We start from the raw sequence: 22,587 nt of genomic DNA on the forward strand, positions 1-22,587 counted from the left end.
CAACGGAAAAACCCAGCGCTTGCCAGCACATGCGTCTCTTGCGAGACTTGCCGTCAAAACTACGACAAAAATCGGGGAGAAAACGATGCCGGCTCGTTCTGGATATATTGGCGCGATCGTGGCCTTCGCAAGTGCCGCATTGATCACGACCTCGGCCACCGCGCAGAAGAAATACGACCCCGGCGCAAGTGATGGCGAAATCAAGATCGGCAACATCATGCCGTATAGCGGCCCGGCGTCGTCCTACGGCGTGATCGGCAAGACCGAGGCCGCGTTCTTCAGGATGATCAACGAGCAGGGCGGCATCAATGGCCGCAAGATCAATTTCATCAGCTACGACGATGCCTATTCGCCGCCGAAGGCGATCGAGCAGGCGCGCAAGCTGGTCGAGAGCGACGAGGTGCTGCTGATCTTCCAGGCACTCGGCACGCCGTCGAATTCGGCAATCATGAAATACATGAACGCCAAGAAGGTGCCGCAATTGTTCGTCGCGTCCGGCGGCACGAAATTCGGCGACCCCAAGAACTTCCCCTGGACGATGGGCTTTCAGCCCAACTACCAGAGCGAGGGGCGCATCTATGCGAAATACATTCGTGACAAATTCCCCGACAGCAAGATCGCGGTGTTCTGGCAGAATGACGACGCCGGCAAGGATCAGTTCAAGGGCCTGAAGGACGGACTCGGCGACAAGGCGGGCATGATCATCGCCGACAAGTCCTACGAGGTCTCCGATCCCTCGATCGATTCGCAGATCGTCGCGCTGCACGATTCCGGCGCCGACATCTTCTTCTCCTGGGCGGCGCCGAAGGGATCGGCGCAGGCGATCCGCAAGGTGGGCGAGCTCGGCTGGAAGCCGAAGTTCTTCCTCGCCAATACCGCGACCACGGTCGCCTCGGTGCTGAAGCCGGCGGGGCTCGAATATGCCAAGGGCATCATCTCGACCCAATACCTGAAGGATCCGACCGACCCAACCTGGGACAAGGACCCCGCGGTCGTGAAGTGGCGCGGCTTCATGGACAAATACTATCCTGAGGGGGACAAGGCCAATTTCAACAACGTCTATGGCTATGTGCAGTCGGAGGCCATGGTGCAGGTGCTGAAGCAATGCGGCGACAATCTCACGCGCGAGAATGTCATGAAGCAGGCGGCTAGTTTGAAGAACTTCCACTCCGACCTGATGCTGCCGGGCATCATGGTCAACACCTCGCCCGACGACTACTACCCGATCGAGCAGATGCAATTGATGCGGTTCAACGGCGAGGCCTGGGAACTGTTCGGCGACGTCATCACGGGTGAAGTCGGGCGCGACGCGACGCGGTAGGCGGTTGGGGGTCATGAAGGCGTTGCCGGTGCAGCAAACACTGCTGTCGTCCTGGCGAAAGCCAGGACCCATAACCACCGCATGAGATTGTGAGAGGGATTGGGGCCCCAGCGTCGCGCAGCAATGACCATTTGGGGTAATGGGTCCTGGCTTTCGCCAGGACGACGCGGAGTGTGTGGCGCGGCCTACATCCCGATCGTCGTCCCTGCGAAGGCAGGGACCCATAACCACAGGCTCGTGTTGTTGAAGAGGGCTGTGGCTCCAGCATCGTTCAACAATTGCCTTCGGTGGTTATGGGTCCCGGCCTGCGTCGGGACGACAACTGAGTTTGTTGCACCACTTGTGAGTTACACATCCACGGCGTGCTGCACTATCCACCGGGATTTTCTCCGGCCGGCGGGCGCGTAGCGCCATGCCGCCGGCGACGCCGACGCCGATCACGTACATCCAGCCCTCGTGAAAATCGGACAGATGCGAGTTGAGCAGCGAGCTCGTGATGTTCTGCACGACGATGGCGAGCCCGATCCAGCTCACGAGATCGCGGCCGGCGAACAGCCTGACATGGCTGGTCCACATCGTGTACAGCAGCAGAGTGCCGATCAGCCCCCACTGGATCGCGACATTGAAGGTCTGGTTGTGCGGGTTGTTGATCACCTCAGCGTTTAGGCCAGTTTGTCCGGCGGCATCCTGCGTGAACATGTGCCTGATCGCACCGGTGCCGTGTCCGAGCAGCGGCGCCTCGGTGATGAATTTGACCGACTTCCGCCAATAGGTCAGGCGCTGCGCGGTGGAGGCGATCCCGGACGTATCGTGGGCGCGATACTCGATGCCGACGTCGGCGATGCGATGGCGCAGATAGGGTGACGTCGCCCACACCAGCAGGCTCGCCAGCGCGACAGCGGCGAACAGCAGCCGCGTGGCGCGGCGGGACAGATGCAGCGAGGCGAACAGGATCAGCAAGACCGGCATGGTAACCAGCGCGGTCCGCGCCGAGACGACGTAGAGCATGTTGGCGACGAACAGCAGGATCAGCGCGATGGCGCCGGTTGCGATGCGCCATTGCCGGGCCCGCAGCGCCGCCAACGCCGGCAGCATCAGCGCGAAGGCGCACAGCGTTGGGCGGTGCATTGCGAGTCAGGCTGGGGGCGCCGGTGTAACCGATCACGACGAGGTCGGCCTGGGGCAGGTTGCGGAACGAGCGGATGACCGCGGCGAGGTTCTTGCGCGGCTCGGCGGAGACGATCACGACGAAGTACGGCCGTCCGCTCGGCGCAGCCGCCGAAAGCGCCGGTGCATCGAACCTGGTCCGGGGATAGACCACCCGCGCCGGCAGATGCGCGAACTGCGGAAGCAAGGCGCGGAACCGGCCCAGGCTGTAATGCGAGACGAAGGCGAGCTCGTCGGCCTGCTGCAGGCTGGTGAACAGGCGCGACAGGAACAGCCGGGTTGCGACGTCGCTGAGCTTGAGGTCGGTGAGCGGCAACAGGTCGTGCACGACGCAGATCACCTTGGCGCCGCGCTTGCTGGATCGCGACCCGCGTCGGGGTATCGACGAGGATGACGTCGTAGCCGCGCGCATCGACCCGCGGCGGCGGCAGCCGCAGCAACGCCGAGGTGTCCTGATAGCTGTAGAAGCCGGGTTCGAGCAGGAAGTCGCCGAACAGCTTGAGATGGCGCAGGTCGGTCGGGATGTATTCGAGGCCGTCGGCATGGTTCTCGATCAGGCTGACGCCGGCCGGCAGCAAATGGACCGCGCGCAGGAAGCTGACGGCGAATTCCAGCGAGGTCGCGGCGCGAAGCTTGCCGCGGCACCAGTCGACGGTGCGGCGCAGGCCGCCGCTGCTGCGCATGACGGGCGCATTCATGTCGGCCTCGTCGAGGAAGCGATAGAGCGCGAGCAGCTCGATCAGTCGCGACCCGTCGGGCAGCAGCCTTGTGCGCTGCTGACGCTGGCGCAGCTTGCGATAGCGGCGCGTGGTCTCGACCAGCAAGGTCAGCTCGTGGCCGTCGCCGGCCAGCGAGCGGATCAATTCACGCGTGAAATGAAAGATGCCGCGCTTGTGGCTGGGTTCGCCGAGCGCCTCGCTGACGACCAGGATCTTTGTCATGCGGTTATTTCTCTGAGCTCGAGGTGATGCGGGACGGGCGGATCCAGTGCGACGGTGCTGGTGATGCGGCCGTGATCGAGATTGATGATGCGGTTGCAGGTCCGGCGCAGCAGCCCCTGGTCGTGCGAGGCGATGATCACGATCGCCGCGGCCTCGACCATCTTGCGCAGCCGCTGCTCGGCCTTGGCCGAGAAATTTTCGTCGACGACGCTGAGCCATTCGTCGAGCAGCAGGATATCCGCGGGAAAGGCGGTCGCGGTCGCGAACAGTACGCGCATCAGCATGCCCGACGAGAACATGCGCAGCGGCAGCCGCTGCATGCGCGCCTCCAGTTCCGTGAAGGCCCAGATCTCGTCCAGGATCGCCGGCGTCGGCTTGCGGCCGGAGATCCGCAGCAGCAGGTTGACATTGTCGGCGGCGACGAAATCGAGATTGACGCCGGCCCCTACGCCAAGCAGCGGCACGATGTTGCCGGAAATCCGGACCTCGCCGCTGGTTGCCGGAAACACGCCGGCGATCAGCCGCAGCAAAGTGGACTTGCCGGAACCGTTCGGCCCGGCGAGGCCGATGCGGGCGCCGGCCTTCGCCTCGATCGAGATGTTGTCGACCGCGCGGATGGTGTGCATCTCGCTGGTCTGGCGGAACAGGCGGCCGAGCAGGCGGCGCTTCAGCGAGAAGTCGTAGGCGCCGTACAGCGGATAATCGAGGCAGACGTCGCGGAGGTCGATGCTTGCCATGTGCTAGATCCAGAATGCCGCTTTGCGCAACTGGGCGACCGTCACGATCGCCGCGACCGCGAGCGCGGCAAGACACGCCAGTACGTAAATCACGCTCGTCGTCGCGACGTGGCCCGATGCCAGCGGGTCGCGCCAGACCGCGAACAGATGCGTCAGCGGATTGAGCCGCATCACCGTGGAGCCGCGATCGACCATCTCGGGCGTCCAGATGATCGGCGAGGCCAGGAAGGCCAGCGTCAGCGAGGACTCGATGATCGGCTTGATGTCACGGTAGCGCGTCGCCAGCGCGCCGAGCACGAGGCTGACGCCGAGCGCTGCGATGACGAACAGGACGAGGCCGGGCAGTGCGGCGATCGCGCCGCCGACATCCCGCGGCGTCAGCACGAGCCACAGGATCAGCGGCACGACCGCGTTGTGAGCCGCGAACAGCGCCTGCCGGAAGGTACACTGCAGCAGGAAGATCACCGGCGGCAGCGCGCGATCCTTGATCAGGCTGGCCGAGCCTTGCAGCGCGGTGGTGGCGTCGAGCACGACGCTGTTGAGGAAGGTCCAGGCGGTGAGGCTCGCCGCCAGCATCGGCAGCCGCGCCACCGCGCTGGCGTTGGAGAGGTGGCCGATGACCGAGCCGAGCACGGCTACCATGATCGCCATCTGGATCGACATCCAGAAGGGTCCAAGGAGGGAGCGGACGTAGCGATGGCGGACGTCTGACCAGGCCAGCGCTGCCGCGATCTGGATCGCGCCGACGAGACCGGCCGTTCGGGGGCGCGGGGCTGGGGCTGACGACCCTGCGTCCTTTGCGGCGGCCTCTTCGGTAACGACCTTGCGGTACACCGTCTCCACTCCCTCCTTGAAGGCTGATGTCGAGTATTTCGAGATCGCGCGATGGCGCGCGGCCTGCCCCATGCGGCGGCGCCGCTCCGGATCGTTGATCAGCGTCTCGATGGCGTCGGCGAGGGCTGTGGGATCGCCGGGCGGCACGGTGATGGCCTCGAGGCCGTCGCGGGCGACGTGCGGAACGCCGGTGTCGAGCGCGGTGTTGACGATCGGGCGGCTCGCCGCCATCGCCTCGAGCTGGGCCAGCCCGAAGGTCTCGGCATTGGTCACCGACGGCATTACGAAGACGTCGGCGATGCGCATCAGCTTGACGCGTTCGCTCTCGGACACCGAGCCGAGCAGTCGGACGCGGTCCTGCAGGCCGTAGTCGCGGATCAGCTGCTCGAGATGGCCGCGCTCACGGCCCTCGCCGACGATCCAGACCTCGAAATTGCGGGCGTGGGCGGCGTGCACCAGCACGTCAAAACCCTTGTAGGGCACCAGCCGGCCGCAGGCGAGGACGAGGCGGCCGCGGGCGTTGACGTCGTCGGCTTGCGCGGCGGGCCGGTCATACTTCTCGACATCGACGCCGAACGGAACGGCGTGACACTTGTCGGCAAATTCCTGCAGCAGCGGCGTGGTTTCGATCAGCACCGGATCGGAGACGATGATCGCGGCGGTGCGGCGCAAGGTCCGCCGCATCATCGGCTCGACCAGAAAGCGCAAGGCCGCGTGCGAGACGATATCGGCGTGCCAGTGCACCACCAGCGGACGCGCGCGGCCGAGCCCGAATGCGAACACCAGGTCGGCGAGCGGGAAGGGCGCGTGCAACGCCAGCAGATCGTGCTCGGCGATGCGGCGCCACAGCCGCCACGGATAGGTCGGCGCCGCCGGCAGCGACAGCACGTCGCCGAACGAATGCACGCGCTCGACCGCAACGTCATTGACCACGATCTGCCGCTCGCCGCCGGCGCGCGAGCAGACCAGCACGGCGGCGTCGAACGTGTCCCTCAGGGAGGCACAGACGTCGCGGATCACGGTCAGCGTGCCGCCGAACAGATCGGGGTAGTAGACCTTGAAGATATGAAGCACCGATGGACGCCGGGCCGGCGCGTTCAGACCAATCATGGGCGGCTCGATCCGGATCATGCAACGAACAGGGCGACGACGAACGGCAGCGCCAGCGCAGCGGCGAACACCAGCGAGCGCAGCAGCGCCGGAAACACCGGCTCGATCGGGCCGCAGGCGGCCTGCGGCGTGAAACGGAGTGTGGTGGCGAACCGAATGGGTTCGCGTGGCGAACCGGGGTCGTGGGCCGAACGAAGAGACATTGCGTCGGATTCCCTGCTGAATGGATTCTGGATACGTGGGAATATTTCACACGTCAATGGGATCGGGCTAAAATGTGGGATTATGTCCCACATGTGGCGGTAGACAACTTTTTTGACAGGGGGCGCATGGCGGGCGATCGCGCCGTGACGGCGCGAGGCGAGCGGGGCGGGAGTGCTAGCGAGACGTCAGGCCGGCTCGGCCGTGCTGCCCTTCGTCGATGGCTGCAACTGGCGGCGGATGGCGGGGATGTCGAAATGGATCCGCTCGGGCAGCATCGCGGCCGCGGGCCGCTGCAGATCCTGCTCGATGACGACGCGCTTGCCGCCATCCGATGTCAGCGCGATCGAGATCGAGTTCGCGCGTGGCTCGGCGGTGAGGCCGGCATGCGCGCGGCTGGCATATTCGCCGGCGCGCAAGCCGCCGAAGCCGAAGGCAAGCAGGCGGCCATAGATGTACAGCGCGAGCAGATCGGTTTCGTCGAAGCGGCGCGGCGAACCGGGCGCCACGCCCGGCAGGCAGGGATAGCCGCCCGCCATCACCGTCGACACGAACTCCTAAAATGTCACACGTCAAGCAAGGTGGGCAAAACGGTGGGATTGTGTCCCACGCGGCGGACGGCTAAAAGTTAGGCATGAATGCCAAGCCCCCGAAGCCGAAGCCGGGATCGTCCGCGCCGATCGCCGCCGCGAAGCTGCACCCGCCGCTGGCGCGGATGCTGCGCCCGCTGGTGCGGCTTTGCGTCCGCGGCGGCATGACATTTCCGGCGCTGACCCAGCTGTTGCGCGAGCTCTATGTCAACGTCGCCGAGCACGACTTCGCGCTCGAGGGCAAGGAGCAGACCGACAGCCGCGTCAGCCTCTTGACCGGCATCCACCGCAAGGAGGTCGCGCGGCTGCGCGGCGCGGGCGCGCCGGTCAATGCGGTGCCGGCGACGCTGTCGCGCACCAGCGCGATCATCGCGCGCTGGCTGGCCGCGCCCGAGTTCACCGACACGAAGGGCGATCCGCTGCCGTTGCCGCGCACCGCCGATGGCGGCGCGCCGTCGTTCGAGACGCTGGTCGAATCGATCACCAAGGATGTGCGGCCGCGCGCGGTGCTTGACGAATGGCTCGACCGCAAGCTCGTCACGATCAATGATCGCGACGAGATCATGCTGGTCGAGGAGGCCTTCGTCCCGCATGGCGACGACGATCGCAAATGGCACTATCTCGGCCGTAACCTGCACGACCATGTCGCGGCTGCCGAGATGAACGTGTCGTCGGCGACGCCGCGCTTCCTCGAACGCGCGGTGCATTACGACGGGCTGTCGGCCAAACTGGCAAAACGGCTCGAGGGCCGTTCGCGCGAGCTCGCGATGGAGGCGTTGAAGGTCGCCAACCGCGAGGCCAACCGCGCCTTGGCCAAGGACAAGGGCGGCGACTACCGCTGGAATTTCGGCATCTACATCTATCGCGAGGGCCCCGACGGTCCGGTCGATGACGATGCCGACGAAGGCGGTGCGGCATGAAAAGCCCGCCGGTCATTTCCCGCCGCGCGCTGCTGATCGGCTTCTGGCTCGCCGGAACCTCGCTCGCAGGCGCGCAGGTCAAGAAGCGCGGCAACGATCAGGGCATCGGCGGCACCGGGATCACCGGCTCCGATCAGGGCATCGGTGGCACCGGCATCGTCGGCGTGATCCAGCGGTTCGGCTCGATCTACGTCAACGGCGAGCGCGTCGCCTATGCGGCCGACGTGCCGGTCCGGATCGACGGCGAGGCGGCGAACGCCAAGGCGTTGCGGATCGGGCAGCTCGCGCGCGTGGTGGCGGAGCGCGATGCCGGCGGCACGCTGTCGACCAAGCGCATCGATGTCGCGAGCGAAGTGACCGGACCGGTCGAGCAGATGAAATCGGGCGAGCTGACGGTGCTCGGCCAGAAGGTCGCCTGGAGCGGCCGCGAGAGCTGGCTGAAGGTCGGCGCGCACGTCGCCGTGTTCGGGCTGCGCCGCACCGATGGCATCGTCGTCGCTAGCCTGGTGCAGGAGCGCCATGACGCTGCGATGCGCGTCGCAGGACCGCTCGAGCGCGACCGCGACGGAGCGTTCCGGATCGGCGAGCTCAAGCTCAGCGGCGTCGATGCGGCTTTGGCCGGTCAGCGCGTGCAGGCCGAAGGCCACGTCGCGCAGGGTGTGATGCAGGTCTCGCGCAGCCGCGCCGACGACTTCTCCGATCTCACCGGCGCGAAGCGACTCCTGATCGAGGCCTATGTGCGGCGGGTCGGCAATGACCTGCAGCTCGGCGCCGGCTTCGTCGCGCGCGACCACTCGCGCTTTTCGCCGCCGGCCGATACGCGCGTGGTCGTCAACGCGCAACTGTCGGGGACGCGCGAGCTGCGGGTCGAGTCGGTGCAATCGGTCACCAGATTCCCGGGCTCCTCGGTGAAGAGCCCCGGCACGCCGGGCCGCGGGTCCGGCGGTGGCGGTTCCGGGCCGGGACATGGATCCGGACCGGGTGGGCGCGGTGCGCCTGGTGGCGGCGGCCCCGGTGGCAGCCCGGGCGGGCCGTCTGGTGCGCCCGGCGGCGGGCCACCAGGTGGTGGCGGTCCTGCGCCCGATCCCCTCAATGGCGGAACGACCGGCCCGGGTCCTGGCGGCTTCGGCTCACCCGGCGGACCATTCGGTCCCGGTGGTGGTGGTGGTCCATTCGGACCCGGCGGCGGATTCGGAGGCGGCGGGCCGCCCGGCGGCATGGGCGGCGGTGGCCGCCGCTAAAGCGTTTTCGAGCGAAGTGGACGCCGGTTCGCTTGAAGAAAACGCGTCAAGACAAAAAATGGAGCATCGGTGCTGATGCCATCAGAACCGATGCTCCAAGCCACAAACGAGATCGGCGCAAGCGAGGCCGCTTGCGCCGATGTTCAGATCAATCGTTGCGAGATTGAGCTAGCCCGCGCTGAGCCGGACGCCGGCGCGGAGGAATTTCTGCGGATCGACCGCTTCGCCGTCGATGCGGGTCTCATAGTGCAGATGCGGACCGGTGGAGCGGCCGGTCGAACCGACGGCGCCGATCACCTGGCCGATCTTGACGTACTCACCGACCTTGACGCCGATCTCGGAGAGATGGCCGTAGCGGGTCGAGAGGCCATTGCCGTGATCGACCTCGACCATGCGGCCGTAGCCGCCGGCCCAGCCTGCCGACACCACCTTGCCGTTGGCGGTGACGCGCACCGGATCGCCCTGCGCGGCGCGGAAGTCGAGCCCGGTGTGCATCGCCGGACGGCCGAGGAACGGATCGGAGCGAACGCCGAAGCCGCTGGTGAATTCGACCTCGCCGACGACGGGCTTGCGGTATGGCACCAGCGCCAGGGTCTGGTTCAGGCGCTGCATCTGCGCGCGGTTGATGTTGATGCGGTAGAGCTGGCGCTCGAACGCACCGGCGTCGGGCGTGAGCTTCACCGGCACATAGGGGCCGCCCATGCCGGAGCGCGGCGTCGCGGCTTCGAGCTGCGCCATGTTGAGGCCGAGATCGGAGATCACGCCGCGCATCCGGCGCACCCGCGATTCGATACCGTCCTCGACCGAGGAGAGTGCTGCGACCTGGCGCCGCTCGACCAGGTCGAGCGAGGTCTGCAGACGGACCAGAACGTTGTCGACGCCCAACCTGTCGAAGCCTTGGGCCTTGGCGAACTGGTTCGGCTGCGCCTTGGCGATCAGCGGCGCGCGCGATTCCAGCCGCGCCTCGCGATCCGGCGGCGCCACGAAGATCACGGTGTCGCTGATCGGGGAGGGCTTGGGCGTACCGGATGACGGCGCGGCGTCGGCGCGGCCCTGCGGCTTGATCGATCCGGTGGTCGCAACATCAGGCATCGCGCCGAGCGCGGTGGCGCGCGATTCCAGCGCCGATTGCCGCTTCATGATCTGGTCGAGCTTCTGGTCGAACTGCTCTTGATCGAGCAGCTGGCGGCTGGTGGTGCGGTCGACCTTGGCGCGCAGCTCCGAGATGCGGTCCTCATAGGCGTATTGCATCTCGGCCTGGCGCGCGATCAGCCGGGTCAGGACGTCGTCACGGAACGCAAAATACGTCGCGGTCGCCGCCGACCACATGCCGAGCAGGACGACCGTGCCGACCGCGATCCAGAACACCACCGGTCCGAACCGGACCTGCTTGCCGGCATGAACCAGCGTATAGCCCTCGCCGGAGGCAGCCGCGGCAGCTGCGGCATGCTGGGCCACCGGACGGCGTGCCGGCGACCGGCCATGGTCCTGCGGATGATGGTGTTTCTGGTGATGACCGGACCGGCTCGACATCGGTACTCCCGCGGCCGGTCGGACCAAGCTCCGTACGGCTAATTTGCGGGGCCGATTTGAGCCCGCCATGGTTAATTTTCAGGAAACGGAACCCTCCGGTCAGAGCGATCGGGCGGCCTCCAATACCGCTTCGGCATGGCCGTCGACCTTCACATGGCGCCAGATCCGGGCGACTTTTCCACTGGAATCGACCAGAACCGTGGTGCGAATAATTCCCATGAAGGTCCTGCCATACATGGATTTTTCGCCCCAGGCGCCATACGCCTCCAGCATCTGATGGGCCGGGTCCGAGACCAGCGGCACGGACAGCTGGTGTTTGTTTCGAAATGACTCCTGCGCCTTAACCGTATCGGCGGAAATGCCGACCACCTCGGCACCTGAAGCCGCGAACTCATTCTTGAGCCGGGTGAAGTCGATCGCCTCCCTGGTGCAGCCGGGGGTGTCGGCGCGGGGATAGAAGAACAGCACCAGCTTCTTGCCGGCAAAATCCCGCAGTGAAACGCTGCCTCCGCCGTCGCGCGGCAGATCGAATCCAGGTGCCGCGGCGCCCTCAGTGAGTGTGACGGCGGACGACTTGGTCACGGTCGCGGCCGGCTCAGCCTTTAACGGTTTCGATGCGGCCTTGTGCGAGGCTTTGCCTTGAATACCCGTTGCGGTCTTTGTGGTGGTCTTGGCCTTCGCCTTCGTTGCTTTCTTGGTTGCTTTCTTGGCCACGGCCTTCTTCGCAACCGTTGTGCGGGTTTTCATCGCGGACTTCCCAGTGCTTGCGCTTGCGGCGCGCGCAACCTTTGTTGCGACCCGCTTTCCGGTTGTGTTGGAGGATTTCTTGCGCGTTTTCTTGGACATACGCCTTCCTTTCGTCGCTTTCCGAAGCTCAACCATTGGGGTATTGCGGGTCTCATTCGCAGCGGCCGGATTCGCATCGGCCGCTGGGCAAGTTTGATGGCCACGGAGTATGGTGACAAGGAATTCGACGCGTTACCCGTCCGCTTGCTGAATTGGCTTTCGATTGGTTGGTTTGGTCCGTTCCGGGGCCATCGGCGAGCAACATGATTAGGCGAGGATAGGCGGCGATGCCGGCAAGGGAGCGCTCGATAACAGTCGACGGGCGCCCCGATGGCGGTGATCAGCTTCGCCGTCAGCACCGAGAGGCAATGGCAAGGAACACGTCGCCGCAGGGTCCAAATCCGCGCGCCGGGACCGACTTCTCGCAACGGGAAGACGACGCCGCGTGGGACGAGCAGGATGAGGCGGCGGGCAACCGTGCGCGGCAATTGCTGGCGCGTTCCAACACCAACCTGCATCGTTTCACCGATTTCTGCTCCGGCATGCAGCGCTGGCTGCATGGCGAGCGCTGGATTCGGCGCATCGGACTGGTGCTCGTGGTGCTGGTCGTGATGTTCGCGACCTGCTTCGGCGCATTGTGGTGGCGGCTCGGCGCTGGTCCGATCAATCTCGATTTGGCGACGCCATGGCTTGCCGCGGCGATCGAGGAGAATATCGGTCACGGCAACACGGTTGAGGTCGGCGGAACGCAGATCGAGCGCGCCGGCCGGGTCAGGATCGCGGTGCGCATCCGTGACATCATCGTCCGCGACCGCGACCACGCGGTCGTTGCCAGCGCGCCGAAAGCCGAAGTGCGCTTGTCCGGAACGGCATTGCTGATGGGCCAGTTGCGGGCGGAGAGCCTCAATCTGGTCGATGCGGAACTGTCGGTGCGCATCACCCCCGACGGCAATGTCACGGTCTCCGCCGGCGACACCGCAAAGCCGCTCGCCACCGGCGTTGCATCCAAGCGGGATGCTGGGCTGCCGCCGACATTCCCGCGGCCGGCGACCGCTGCGCCGCCGCCGCCGGTTGCCTTGCCTCCAGTTGCCTTGCCTCCAGTTGCCTTGCCTCCGGTTGCCTCCGGGCCCGCGGCGGCCGCACCCGATTCGGCCCAGAGCGGGCTGCTCGCCGGCCTCGACTGGCTCGACAGCCTCAGCATGACCGGCCTCGACGGTCAGAACCTCAACGAGATCGGCCTGAAGAACGGCAATCTCGTCGTCGACGACCAGCAGCGCGGCAACAAATGGAGCTTTGAGAATATCAGCCTGAGCCTGCGGCGCCCGAGCGGCGGCGGGGTTGCGCTCAGCTTCGGCGAGGACGGCGCAAAGCCCTGGTCGGTGCGCGTCCTGGTTGGACCGCAGCAGAATGGCGTGCGCTCGGTCGACGTCAAGGCCGACAAGGTTTCCACCCGCAACATCCTGCTCGCGATGCGGACCAAGGATCTCACCTACACCGCCGACCTGCCGCTGTCGGGCGAGATGAAGGGCGAACTCGGCCGCGACGGCCTGCCGACCTATTTCCGCGGCAAGATCAATGTCGGTGCCGGCAACATCATCGACACCGACACGCCCGACTACCCGATGCCGGTCGATTCGGCCGAGATGAGCGTCGAATGGGATTCGGGGCGCCGCGTGCTGCTGGCGCCGATCAAGATCGTCTCGGGCGCCAACCGCATCACGCTGCTCGGCCATCTCGAGCCGCCGAACGACAACGTCACCGATTGGCAGGCGGGCCTGTCCGGCGGCACCATCGTGCTCGCCGGCGCCGACAAGAATGAACCGCCGCTGATCTTCAATCGCATCAACGTCGGCTTCCGGTTCGATACCGAGAAGAAGCGGGTGCTGCTGACCCAGGCCGATATCAGCAATGGCGAGATCGGTGTCGCCGGTACCGGCAGCATCGACTATTCCGGCGAGCCGCGGTTGCAACTCGGCTTCGCCGGCACCCCGATGTCGGCCTCCGCGCTGAAGCGGATGTGGCCGATCATCATCGTGCCCGAGGTGCGCGAATGGGTGCTCGAGCGGATCGACCGCGGCACGCTGCAGCGCATCGACGTCGGCGTCAACTCGCCGGTACATAATCTGTCGCGCAAGGGACCGCCGATCCCGGATGACGGCCTCTCGGTCAACATCGTCGCTTCGGGTGTAACGGTGCGTCCGGTGGATCAGATGCCCGCGGTGCATGACGCGGATCTGAAAGCGAGGGTGACCGGCCGCACCGCGACCGTGACCATCAACCAGGGCATCGCCGACACGCCGGCCGGCCGCAAGATCACGCTGTCGGATTTCAGCTTCGAGGTGCCGGACATGGCGCCGAAGCCGTCGCCGTCGAAGGTCAAGTTCCGGGTCGACTGTCCGGTGCCGGCCGCCGCCGAGATCCTCGCATCTGACCGGCTCAGCGATCTCTCCGGTCCGCCGATCGATCCCAACGCCAGCAAGGGCAACGTCACGGCCAAGATCAACCTCGGCATGCCGGTCACGGGCGGGCTGACCAAGGCGGACACGCAATATTCCGTCACCGCAGACATCTCCGGCGTTGCCGTCGACAAGCTGGTCATGAACCAGAAGCTCGAGGCCAACACGCTGAAGGTGATTGCGAGCAACGCCGGCTTCCAGGTCAAGGGCGACGTCAAGATCAACGGACAGGCGGCCTCGCTCGACTACCGCAAGCCGGCCGACGGCGATGCCGACGTCAAGCTGCAGGCAACGCTGGACGACGCGAGCCGCGCGCGCCTCGGGCTTGATCTCGGCCCCGCGGTGTCAGGCGCGATCCCGATCAAGCTGAGCGGCAAGATCGGCAGCGGCGACAATCCCACCACCAAGATGGGCGTCGAGGCCGACCTGACCCAGCTCAAGCTCGACAACATCCTGCCGGGCTGGGTCAAGGCGCAGGGCAGGGCCGGCAAGGCGACCTTCAACGTGGTGCCGAAGGGGCAGTCGACGCGCTTCGAGGACATCTCGATCGAAGGCAGCGGCGTCTCGATCAAGGGCGCGCTTGAGGTCGACCAGAACGGCGACCTGATGAATGCGAACTTCCCGACCTATGCGCCGTCGGACGGCGACAAGACATCGCTGCGGGCCGATCGCGGTCCCGACGGCGTGATCAAGGTGACGATGCGCGGCGACGTGTTCGATGGCCGCGGCTTCCTGAAATCGGCGATCTCCGGCCGCGATAGCGATCCCAAGAGCAAGACCAAGACCACCGATTTCGATGTCGATCTGAAGCTCGGCGCGGTGGCCGGGTTCAACGGCGAGGCGCTGCGCGGTGTCGACGCCAAGATCTCGCGGCGCAACGGGTTCTTCAAGGCGTTCACGCTGAGCGGCAGGGTCGGCCGCGATACCCCCGTCAGCGTCGATATGCGCGGCCGCCAGCAGGGCCGCGAGGTGATCTACCTGCAAACCGGCGACGCCGGCGCGTTCCTGCGCTTCATCGACACCTATTCGAAGGTGGTCGGCGGCCAGCTCACGCTGGCGATGGAGCCGCCGATCCCCGAGCCGAGCCCGAGGGAAGGACTCATCAACATCACCGGCTTCTCGGTGAAGGGCGAAACGCAGCTCGACCGCGCCGTCGCCGGCGGGCCGGTCAGCACCCAGAACGGCATCGGGTTCGACGCGCTGCGCGCCGAGTTCACGCGCCAGAGCGGCCAGCTTTCGATCCGCAACGGCGTGGTGAAGGGGCCGAGCATCGGCGCAACCATCGAAGGCAGCATCGACTATCTCGGCAATCAGGTGCGGATGAACGGCACCTTCATTCCGATGTACGGCTTGAACAACATGTTCGGCCAGATCCCGTTCTTCGGGATTTTCCTCGGCGCCGGCAGCAATGAAGGTCTGATCGGCGTGACCTATGAAGTGGTCGGCACGCCGAGCCAGCCGGTGCTGCGCGTCAACCCGATCTCGGCATTGGCGCCCGGCCTGACGCGAAAGATCTTCGAGTTCAAGCAATACGGCCCGAACGATCTGCCGACGACGAACAATTAGCGCGTCAGCAGATTCCCTCGGCGGCAGCCGAGGGCCCGGACGAGATTGCCGGACCTAACCGACCGGATCATCCATCGTGACGAGTGTGAGGCCGCAGTGGACGTGCGGTCGATTGTCGCACGCCCGTAACAGTCCACCCGCAGATTGCGCGCGCCGGCCGCCGCCATGGCGGGCGGCTACGCCCCTCGTTTTCTGAGAAAATCTTACATTGGGAGAAAAGCAATGATCGCCAAAGGATTGCGCCCGCCTGTGGGGCTTCCGCTGTCTCGGCCGGTTTTTGCGTTGACGCTGCTCGCCTCCACGGCGCTCGCCAGCAGTCTTGCGCACGCCGACGGCGACGACGTTCATTTCCGGCCCGGTCATCTGTTGTTGAGCCGTGCGGTGTTCGTCAACAACGCCGTCACCATCACGCCCGGCGTGACACAATTGCCGCCGAACTGCGTGTCGCCCAATTGCGTGACCGCCACGGCGGACGGCACCTATCCCACGGTGTTCAACAACGACGGGGTCGACGGCTCGTTCGGCCTGACTGCGAAGATCCTGCTCGACGAACTGCGTCTCGACGGCAGACATGTGCAGTCGCTCGAGGTGCCGAACAGCGCCCAGCGCGGCATCTCCCAAAACAAGGACCAGATGGTCACCAGCTTCTCGTCAAAATCCGAGCTGGCGCTCAATCTGTCGCTCGATCATCGCAGCGTGACCTTCATGGGCTATCTCGCTCCGATCGGCGCCATCGACGTATCGAACTCCAACACCCCTGACGTCATCGATCCGACCAACCCGGTGCCCGGCACCTATTATCGCCTGGTCGCTGAAGTCGACGAGAACGGTCGCTTCCACTTCACCAAGGTGAACGGCTATAGCGGCAACAACGGCCGCGCTGCGGTGTTCAACGATCGGCATGGCGCCGGTGTGTTCTACACCGCCGGCAACGCGGGCAATGGCGGCAACCCGCAGCCCGCCGGGGTCATCACGGGCGCCGGCATGCAGATCGCGCGAGAGGCCGACGCGCCGCTCGCTCGCCAGGCGGATCCGGGCGGACCTTTCCCGCTCGGCAGCTTCAACATCACGGAGCTCGGCCAGAAGGCCGACAAGATCGGCAAGGACACTAATTTCCGCGGTCTCACCGTGTTCAACAACGTGATCTACACGACCAAGGGCAGCGGCGGTAACGGCATCAACACCGTCTACTTCATCGACACCACCGGCAACGCCGCCAACGGCAGCCCGAAGGCGTGCCCGAATGGAGTCGGCCTGCCGGTTCCGTCTGCGTCGCTGCCGACGACGCAGATCTTCTACGATGGCTCGAAGTTGGCGGGGCAGGGCGTCACGCCGTATAACATGTGCGTGCTGAGCGGTTTCCCGACTGCGCTCAAGAGCACGACCGCGTTCCCGTTCGGCATCTGGTTCGCCGACGCGAACACGCTCTACGTCGCCGACGAAGGCAACGGCACCGCGACGTTCGACCCGGCATCGAACAGCTATACCGCTGCCAAGGCGCAGACATCAGCCGGATTGCAGAAGTGGGTGTTCGACAGCACGGCCGGCGCGTGGAAGCAGGCCTACACCTTGCAGGCGGGACTTGACCTCGGTGTCCCCTACACGGTGCAGGGCTATCCAACCGGCAACAATGCCGCGACCGGCAAGCCGTGGTCGCCGGCGACCGACGGGCTGCGCAACATCACCGGCCGGGTCAATCGCGACGGCAGCGTGTCGATCTGGGCGATCACCTCCACGGTGAGCGGCAGCGGCGACCAGGGTGCCGATCCGAACAAGCTCGTGATGATCACGGACAAGCTTTCCGCGGCGACGCTGCCGGCCGGCGAGCGTTTTGTCACGCTGCGGACCGCGAACTCCGGCGAGGCGCTGCGCGGCGTGTCGTTCACGCCGGGCACCGGCGATGGCCGTGAAGAGGCCCATGACCGCGGCTCCTGCGGCCGCGACCACCGCGGCGACGATTGCCGCGACATCGACTGAGCGAAAGACATCGTAGCCTTCGGCCTCTCCCCATGTGCCTGTGGGGAGAGGCCGTCGACTAGCCAAATTCATGAGCCCTCGGCTCAGCGCCGCAGCGCCGGCACCACCAGGAACGGGATCAGTCCGGCGGACCCGCTTCAGATATCAGGGCTGAGTTGATTCCGGACCAATACCGGGAAGGCGGCACTCACGGGCCCCGAACTCGTTTTTGAAGCACTTTGTAGCATCATGAATGGCTACGTGTTTTGCGAAAAATTCTTTGGACCAGTCGCGCATGTCGGCCTTCTGGATTGCTTCCAACATGATCCCGCGCTGAGGATCGTCTCGAAGCGTTCCGAGAACGATTCCCCGCCCGACGCCAATGTGAGCGCAGCTATTGGTGTACACGAATAGCTTAAGATACTTGGCATCGATTGATCCCTTGATCACTCGATCCACTCGCGCTTTCATTAGTGTGATAGTTGAGAAAGTACTGTCATGCGCGTAGCTCACATTATCCGTTGCGTCATAGATGGTCGCTTCGATGACAGCCGGTGCGTCGATGTCGGTCGGGACATGCTCGAAGAGGATGCCTATTAATGATGCTGGCGTACCCGGCAACACACAGGCCACTGCGCTAGTGCAAGCAGCGCAATATGCAATCAAACAGACAGCCCATGTACGCATATCGGCAAGCCAGTTGTTGATCATCGCGCGACGATGCCAATTCTCTGCAATGTCGGCAACGGGTCAACTACGGGCGCGGCGTCTCGGAAAATTTTAGCTGAGGGGTTTACGGGCGTTTCAGTTGAGCGCCGTAGAACAGCAACCCGGGAGGACGCTATGCAGGCTCTTGTCTGGAACATCCTTATCGGCGCGCCGCTCGTCGGTTCGCTCATCCTGTTCGTCTTTCTGATGTACCTGCCTGGCATTGCTCCCCGCTACGCTCTGCCGACAGCGCTCGGACTCGTGGCCATAGCTCTCGCAATCGCGGCCATGCGCAACCGCCTGACGATCGGGTCGTGGACTCGGACGGTCACGCCGGCGCAGCGCCAACTGATGGACGCTCGCATCAGGCGATCCACAGAACTCCGCCCGGTGCTGTTCGTCGCTCTCCTCCCGGTCGTGTTCGTCTTGGTCAGCTTAGGATACGGCAAGGGAGCAGTCATGATTGCATCGCTTATTTGCGGCGTAATCTTCGCGTGGTGCAGTCTTTACCTGTACAGGCTTTCGCGCAGGTCGAGCTAGCTAACACCGGCCCGAGGTCCGCCACGGGTCACAAGGCAACAATAAAAAGCCCGGACGCGCTGTGTACATCCGACGGCGCGTCCGGGCATGAACCGGCGTAGTTCGCGCTATGAAGCCAATAACCTTCGTCAGCGCCGCAGCGCCGGTACCACCAGGAACGGGATCAGGCCGAGCACCACGTTGACGAGCGCGAAGGCGATCAGCGGATTGTAGCTGTGGGTCCAGTCATGGATCAGGCCGCCGCCCCAGGAGCCGAGCGCCGAGCCGAGGCCGCTGCCGATCATGATGGTTCCGTAGATCGTGCCGACGCGCTCACCGCGGAAGATCTTCAGCGCGGTCGCGGTGATCAGCGGGCCGCGCGAGCCGATCATGCTGCCGAAGCAGATCACAAAGCCGGTCAGCAGCCAGTAGTTCGGATACCACTGCAACAGCCAGAGCAGGATGATGCCGACGATCGAGACGCCGTAGCTGAACAGCACCGAGGGCCGGCGGCCGATGATGCCGTCGAGCGTGGACACGCCGAGCATGCCGACGAACAGCGCGACGCCGGAGAAGCCCCAAGCGGTCGCGGCCTGCAGCGGCGGGAAGCCGACATCGATCAGGTAGGCGACGATCTGCGCCGTGAGGGCATACATCGCAATCGCGGTGAAGAAGAAGGTCGAGAACAGCGCCCAGAAGGCGTGATGGCGCATCGCGGCAAGCAACGTCCAGCCTTCTTCGGCGAGGCCGGCTTGCGCCTTCCTGACGATGTGCGGCGATCCGCCGGCGAGCAGCCGCCACGGCAGGAAGACGAGCGGGACAAGCAGGCAGAGCGCACTGACGCCGAACACCTGATAGGCCTCGCGCCAGCCGATCCGGTCGATCAGCACCTGCGACAGCGGCAGCAGCACCAGGAGGCCCGCGCCGGTCGCCGAATACATGACGGCCATCGCGGTCGGCAGTCGCGGCCCGAACCAGCGGCCGAGCAGGATCGAGTTCGAGACGTTACCAATCAAGGCGGTGCCGAAGCCGACGCAGAGGCCGACGCTGAGCTGGAATTGCCAGAGCGCTTGCGCGCGTGAGGCGATCAGGAATGCGCAACCGAGCAGCGACAGGCCGAGCGCATAGACCACGCGCGGACCCGAGCGATCGAACAGGCGTCCGACCAGGGGCGCGGTGAGGCCGCTGGCGAGCCAGGTCAGCGAATAGACCGACACGACGGAGGCGCGGTCCCAGCCGAAATTTTCCGAGATCGGTTTGAGAAAGACCGTGAAGCTGTCGCTAAGGCCGCGTCCGAGCACCGACAGCACGAAGCAGAGCGCGAGCACGTTCAGTGCGACGCGCGACTGTTTCGCCGGCGTTGCAAGCGTGTCGTTCGGCGGCGTGTTTTGGTCCATCGACAAGGAGGGAGCGCGCTTTCGGCACCCCCTGCAACCGACAAATACGAATGCGCCTATGCAGGCTTCAGCAGGACGTGGCGCTTCTTGCCGAGCGACAACTTGACGACGCCTTCCGGCGTCAGATTGGCCGGCGTCAGCAGCATCTTCTCGTCAGTGACGGCCACGTCGTTGACGCGCAGGCCGCCGCCCTTGATCTGCCGGCGTGCTTCGCCGTTGGACGCGACGAGCTCGGCCTTGACGAAGGCGGCGAGCACGCCGACGCCGGCTTCGAATTCGCCGCGCGGAATTTCCACGGTCGGCAAGGTTTCCGCCAGCGCGCCTTCCTCGAAGGTGCGGCGCGCGGTCTCGGCAGCCTCGTTCGCCGCATCGCGGCCATGGAGCAGGGCGGTTGCCTCGGTCGCCAGCACCTTCTTGGCTTCGTTGATCTCGCTGCCACCGAGCGCTGCAAGCTTGCCGATCTCGCTCATCGGCAGGATCGTGAACAGCTTGAGGAATTTGACGACGTCGGCATCCTCGACGTTGCGCCAGTACTGCCAGAAATCATACGGCGAGAACTGGTCGGCGTTGAGCCACACCGCGCCCTTGGCGGTCTTGCCCATCTTGTCGCCGGAAGCGGTGGTCAGCAGCGGCGTGGTCAGCGCGTACAGTTGCGGCGAGCCCATGCGGCGGCCGAGATCGACGCCGTTGACGATGTTGCCCCACTGGTCGGAGCCGCCCATCTGCAGCCGGCAGCCGGCACGGCGCGACAGCTCGACGAAGTCGTAGGCCTGGCAGACCATGTAGTTGAATTCGATGAAGCTCATCTCCTGCTCGCGCTCGAGCCGGAGCCGCACCGAGTCCATCGTCAGCATGCGGTTGACCGAGAAGTGCCGGCCGATGTCGCGCAACATCTCGATCCAGTTCAATTTGGTCAGCCACTCGGCGTTATCGAGCATGATGGCGTCGGAAGGCCCGTCGCCGTAGCGCAGCACCTTGGCGAACACGCCGCGGATGCTCGCCTTGTTGGATTCAATCTCCGCGACGGTGCGCATCGCGCGCGTCTCGTCCTTGCCGGAGGGGTCGCCGACCATCGTGGTGCCGCCGCCCATCAATGTTATCGGCTTGTTGCCGCTCTGTTGCAGCCAGTACAGCATCATCATGGTGAGGAAGTTGCCGATGTGCAGCGACGGCGCGGTGCAGTCATAGCCGACATAGGCGGTCGCCTCGCCCTTCGCAGCGAGCGCGTCGAGGCCCTCGAAATCGGAGCACTGGTGGACGAAGCCGCGTTCCTGTAGAGTGTTCAGGAAATCCGATTTAAATGCAGTCATTTGTCGGCGAGCCAGATCATTCTTGTTTTACGGTTTTTGCATCTATTTGCGGAACCCTGACGCTTGAGGCTGCCGCAGGCGGACGCGCAGTGGCATTATAGGATGTACTTGTTTGAGACAAGCCGGGGGTTCCCGGCTGGGGCGCTTCCAAGATGATGTTAACGGCACTCGGTCTGATGAGCGGGACCTCGCTCGACGGGGTCGACGTGGCACTGATCGAGACCGATGGCCGCCAGATCAAGGCCTTCGGACCTACGGGCTATCGACCCTATACCGACAGCGAGCGCAGCCTGCTGCGCCAGGCGCTGACCGAGGCCGTTCATCTGTCGCGGCGCGACGCCAGGCCGGGGATCCTGCGGCAGGCCGAGCAGGCCGTCACGACAGCCCATGCCGAGGCGGTCGCCAGCTTCACGGCGCAGACCCGGATCTCCGCCCAGGACATCGATATCGTCGGGTTCCATGGCCAGACCGTGCTGCATCGCCCGGAGCGGAAGTTGACGGTGCAGATCGGCGATGCCCTGGCGCTCGCCAAAGCGATCCACATTCCGGTGATGCATGATTTCCGTGCCGCCGACGTCGAGGCCGGCGGGCAGGGCGCGCCGCTCGTGCCGGTCTACCACCGCGCGCTGGCGCAATCGCTGAACCGCGAGGGGCCGATCGTCGTGGTCAATATCGGCGGCGTCTCCAACATCACCTATATCGACGGAACCGACACGCTGATCGCCTGCGACACCGGGCCCGGCAACGCGCTGCTCGACGACTTCATGTTCCGCCAGATGCATCAGCCGTTCGACACCGCCGGCAAGTTCGCCGCGCTGGGCAAACCGGACGAAGCCTGGATCGCACAGGCGCTCAGGCTGCCCTTCTTCTCGGTTCCGCCGCCGAAATCGCTCGATCGCAACGACTTTGCCGGCTTGAAGCTCGGTGCCGTGGCGCCGGCCGATGGCGCGGCGACGCTGACCGCTTTCACGGCGGCTGCGATCGCCCGCGTGGTGCCGCTGCTGCCGAAACGCCCGAAGAGCTGGATCATCTGCGGCGGCGGCGCCTCCAACCTCACCATGATGAGGATGCTGCGCGAGCGCCTGGCACCGGCAACCGTCGAGCCCGCCGAGGCGCTCGGCTGGGCGGCGGATGCGATCGAGGCGCAAGCCTTCGGCTTCCTGGCCGCGCGCGGCATGAAGGGGCTGCCGCTCAGCTACCCCGCCACCACGGGGGTGCCGATCCCGATGACCGGGGGCATCATCGCGCGACCGTGATTTAGATGCAAATGCATCTACCTTGACAGTTCCATGCC

General features: G+C 65.3%; 17 protein-coding genes and 1 pseudogene. 7 read left to right on the top strand and 11 right to left on the bottom strand.

Annotation, left to right across the window (positions count from 1 at the left end):
- Positions 1–85 precede the first annotated feature (85 nt).
- Positions 86–1,321 (top strand): ABC transporter substrate-binding protein, encoded by a 1,236-nt coding sequence (locus JQ573_RS03040; protein WP_212317524.1) that lies wholly within the window; start codon positions 86–88, stop codon positions 1,319–1,321.
- Between the two features lie 291 nt (positions 1,322–1,612).
- On the opposite strand, the gene JQ573_RS03045 is transcribed toward JQ573_RS03040, so the two are convergent.
- The 6 genes and pseudogenes from JQ573_RS03045 to JQ573_RS03070 all read right to left on the bottom strand — a co-directional run bounded on the left by JQ573_RS03045 (position 1,613) and on the right by JQ573_RS03070 (position 6,862).
- A complete protein-coding gene (locus JQ573_RS03045; RefSeq protein WP_312011348.1) occupies positions 1,613–2,449 on the bottom strand; it encodes an O-antigen ligase family protein in 837 nt (278 codons plus the stop codon).
- Positions 2,436–3,429: pseudogene (locus JQ573_RS03050) on the bottom strand (glycosyltransferase family 1 protein); the annotation flags it as partial. The pseudogene JQ573_RS03050 and the gene JQ573_RS03045, both read right to left, overlap by 14 nt.
- Positions 3,426–4,166: an ABC transporter ATP-binding protein gene (locus JQ573_RS03055; protein ID WP_212317522.1), complete on the bottom strand. Its 741-nt coding sequence runs from the start codon at positions 4,164–4,166 to the stop codon at positions 3,426–3,428. The pseudogene JQ573_RS03050 and the gene JQ573_RS03055, both read right to left, overlap by 4 nt.
- Positions 4,167–4,169: 3 nt before the next feature.
- Positions 4,170–6,110, bottom strand: coding sequence for a glycosyltransferase (locus tag JQ573_RS03060; protein ID WP_249131199.1), 1,941 nt, complete (start codon positions 6,108–6,110; stop codon positions 4,170–4,172).
- A gap of 17 nt (positions 6,111–6,127) precedes the next feature.
- Positions 6,128–6,313, bottom strand: a complete 186-nt coding sequence (locus JQ573_RS03065) for a hypothetical protein (protein ID WP_212317518.1) — start codon at positions 6,311–6,313, stop codon at positions 6,128–6,130.
- 186 nt (positions 6,314–6,499) lie between these two features.
- Positions 6,500–6,862 (bottom strand): hypothetical protein, encoded by a 363-nt coding sequence (locus tag JQ573_RS03070; RefSeq protein ID WP_212317516.1) that lies wholly within the window; start codon positions 6,860–6,862, stop codon positions 6,500–6,502.
- An 83-nt stretch (positions 6,863–6,945) separates the two neighbouring features.
- Here JQ573_RS03070 and JQ573_RS03075 point away from each other — a divergent pair, with 83 nt between their 5' ends.
- Positions 6,946–7,821 (top strand): DUF6502 family protein, encoded by an 876-nt coding sequence (locus JQ573_RS03075; protein WP_212317514.1) that lies wholly within the window; start codon positions 6,946–6,948, stop codon positions 7,819–7,821.
- On the top strand, positions 7,818–9,062 hold the full coding sequence (locus tag JQ573_RS03080) for a DUF5666 domain-containing protein (RefSeq protein WP_212317512.1): 1,245 nt from the start codon (positions 7,818–7,820) through the stop codon (positions 9,060–9,062). Before JQ573_RS03075 ends, JQ573_RS03080 begins: the two co-directional genes overlap by 4 nt.
- Before the next feature lie 168 nt (positions 9,063–9,230).
- Here JQ573_RS03080 and JQ573_RS03085 read toward each other — a convergent pair whose 3' ends face one another.
- Together JQ573_RS03085 and JQ573_RS03090 are read right to left on the bottom strand one after the other, a co-directional pair.
- Positions 9,231–10,595 (bottom strand): M23 family metallopeptidase, encoded by a 1,365-nt coding sequence (locus JQ573_RS03085; RefSeq protein WP_212317510.1) that lies wholly within the window; start codon positions 10,593–10,595, stop codon positions 9,231–9,233.
- A 99-nt stretch (positions 10,596–10,694) separates the two neighbouring features.
- Positions 10,695–11,441: a peroxiredoxin gene (locus JQ573_RS03090; protein WP_212317508.1), complete on the bottom strand. Its 747-nt coding sequence runs from the start codon at positions 11,439–11,441 to the stop codon at positions 10,695–10,697.
- Positions 11,442–11,668: 227 nt separating this feature from the next.
- Here JQ573_RS03090 and JQ573_RS03095 point away from each other — a divergent pair, with 227 nt between their 5' ends.
- Both JQ573_RS03095 and JQ573_RS03100 read left to right on the top strand, forming a co-directional pair.
- Positions 11,669–15,403, top strand: coding sequence for a DUF3971 domain-containing protein (locus tag JQ573_RS03095; protein WP_212317507.1), 3,735 nt, complete (start codon positions 11,669–11,671; stop codon positions 15,401–15,403).
- 222 nt (positions 15,404–15,625) lie between these two features.
- Positions 15,626–17,380: a hypothetical protein gene (locus JQ573_RS03100; RefSeq protein ID WP_212317506.1), complete on the top strand. Its 1,755-nt coding sequence runs from the start codon at positions 15,626–15,628 to the stop codon at positions 17,378–17,380.
- Positions 17,381–17,524: 144 nt separating this feature from the next.
- Here the strand turns inward: JQ573_RS03100 and JQ573_RS03105 are convergent, their stop codons facing one another.
- Entirely contained in the window at positions 17,525–18,070 is a 546-nt protein-coding gene (locus JQ573_RS03105; RefSeq protein WP_212317505.1) for a hypothetical protein, read from the bottom strand.
- 132 nt (positions 18,071–18,202) lie between these two features.
- On the opposite strand from JQ573_RS03105, the gene JQ573_RS03110 reads away from it, so the two are divergent.
- Positions 18,203–18,607 (top strand): hypothetical protein, encoded by a 405-nt coding sequence (locus JQ573_RS03110; RefSeq protein WP_212317504.1) that lies wholly within the window; start codon positions 18,203–18,205, stop codon positions 18,605–18,607.
- Between the two features lie 128 nt (positions 18,608–18,735).
- On the opposite strand, the gene JQ573_RS03115 is transcribed toward JQ573_RS03110, so the two are convergent.
- Positions 18,736–19,983, bottom strand: a complete 1,248-nt coding sequence (locus JQ573_RS03115; protein ID WP_212318026.1) for an MFS transporter — start codon at positions 19,981–19,983, stop codon at positions 18,736–18,738.
- A 56-nt stretch (positions 19,984–20,039) separates the two neighbouring features.
- The gene (gene tyrS, locus JQ573_RS03120) at positions 20,040–21,293 is read right to left on the bottom strand and encodes a tyrosine--tRNA ligase (protein ID WP_212317503.1); all 1,254 of its coding nucleotides are present in this window, start codon (positions 21,291–21,293) and stop codon (positions 20,040–20,042) included.
- A gap of 152 nt (positions 21,294–21,445) precedes the next feature.
- Here tyrS and JQ573_RS03125 point away from each other — a divergent pair, with 152 nt between their 5' ends.
- Positions 21,446–22,549, top strand: coding sequence for an anhydro-N-acetylmuramic acid kinase (locus tag JQ573_RS03125; protein ID WP_212317502.1), 1,104 nt, complete (start codon positions 21,446–21,448; stop codon positions 22,547–22,549).
- The last annotated feature ends 38 nt before the right edge of the window (positions 22,550–22,587 follow it).

The sequence above is a fragment of the Bradyrhizobium sp. AUGA SZCCT0105 genome, assembly GCF_018129565.1.
In the GTDB taxonomy this organism is placed as follows: Bacteria; Pseudomonadota; Alphaproteobacteria; order Rhizobiales; family Xanthobacteraceae; genus Bradyrhizobium.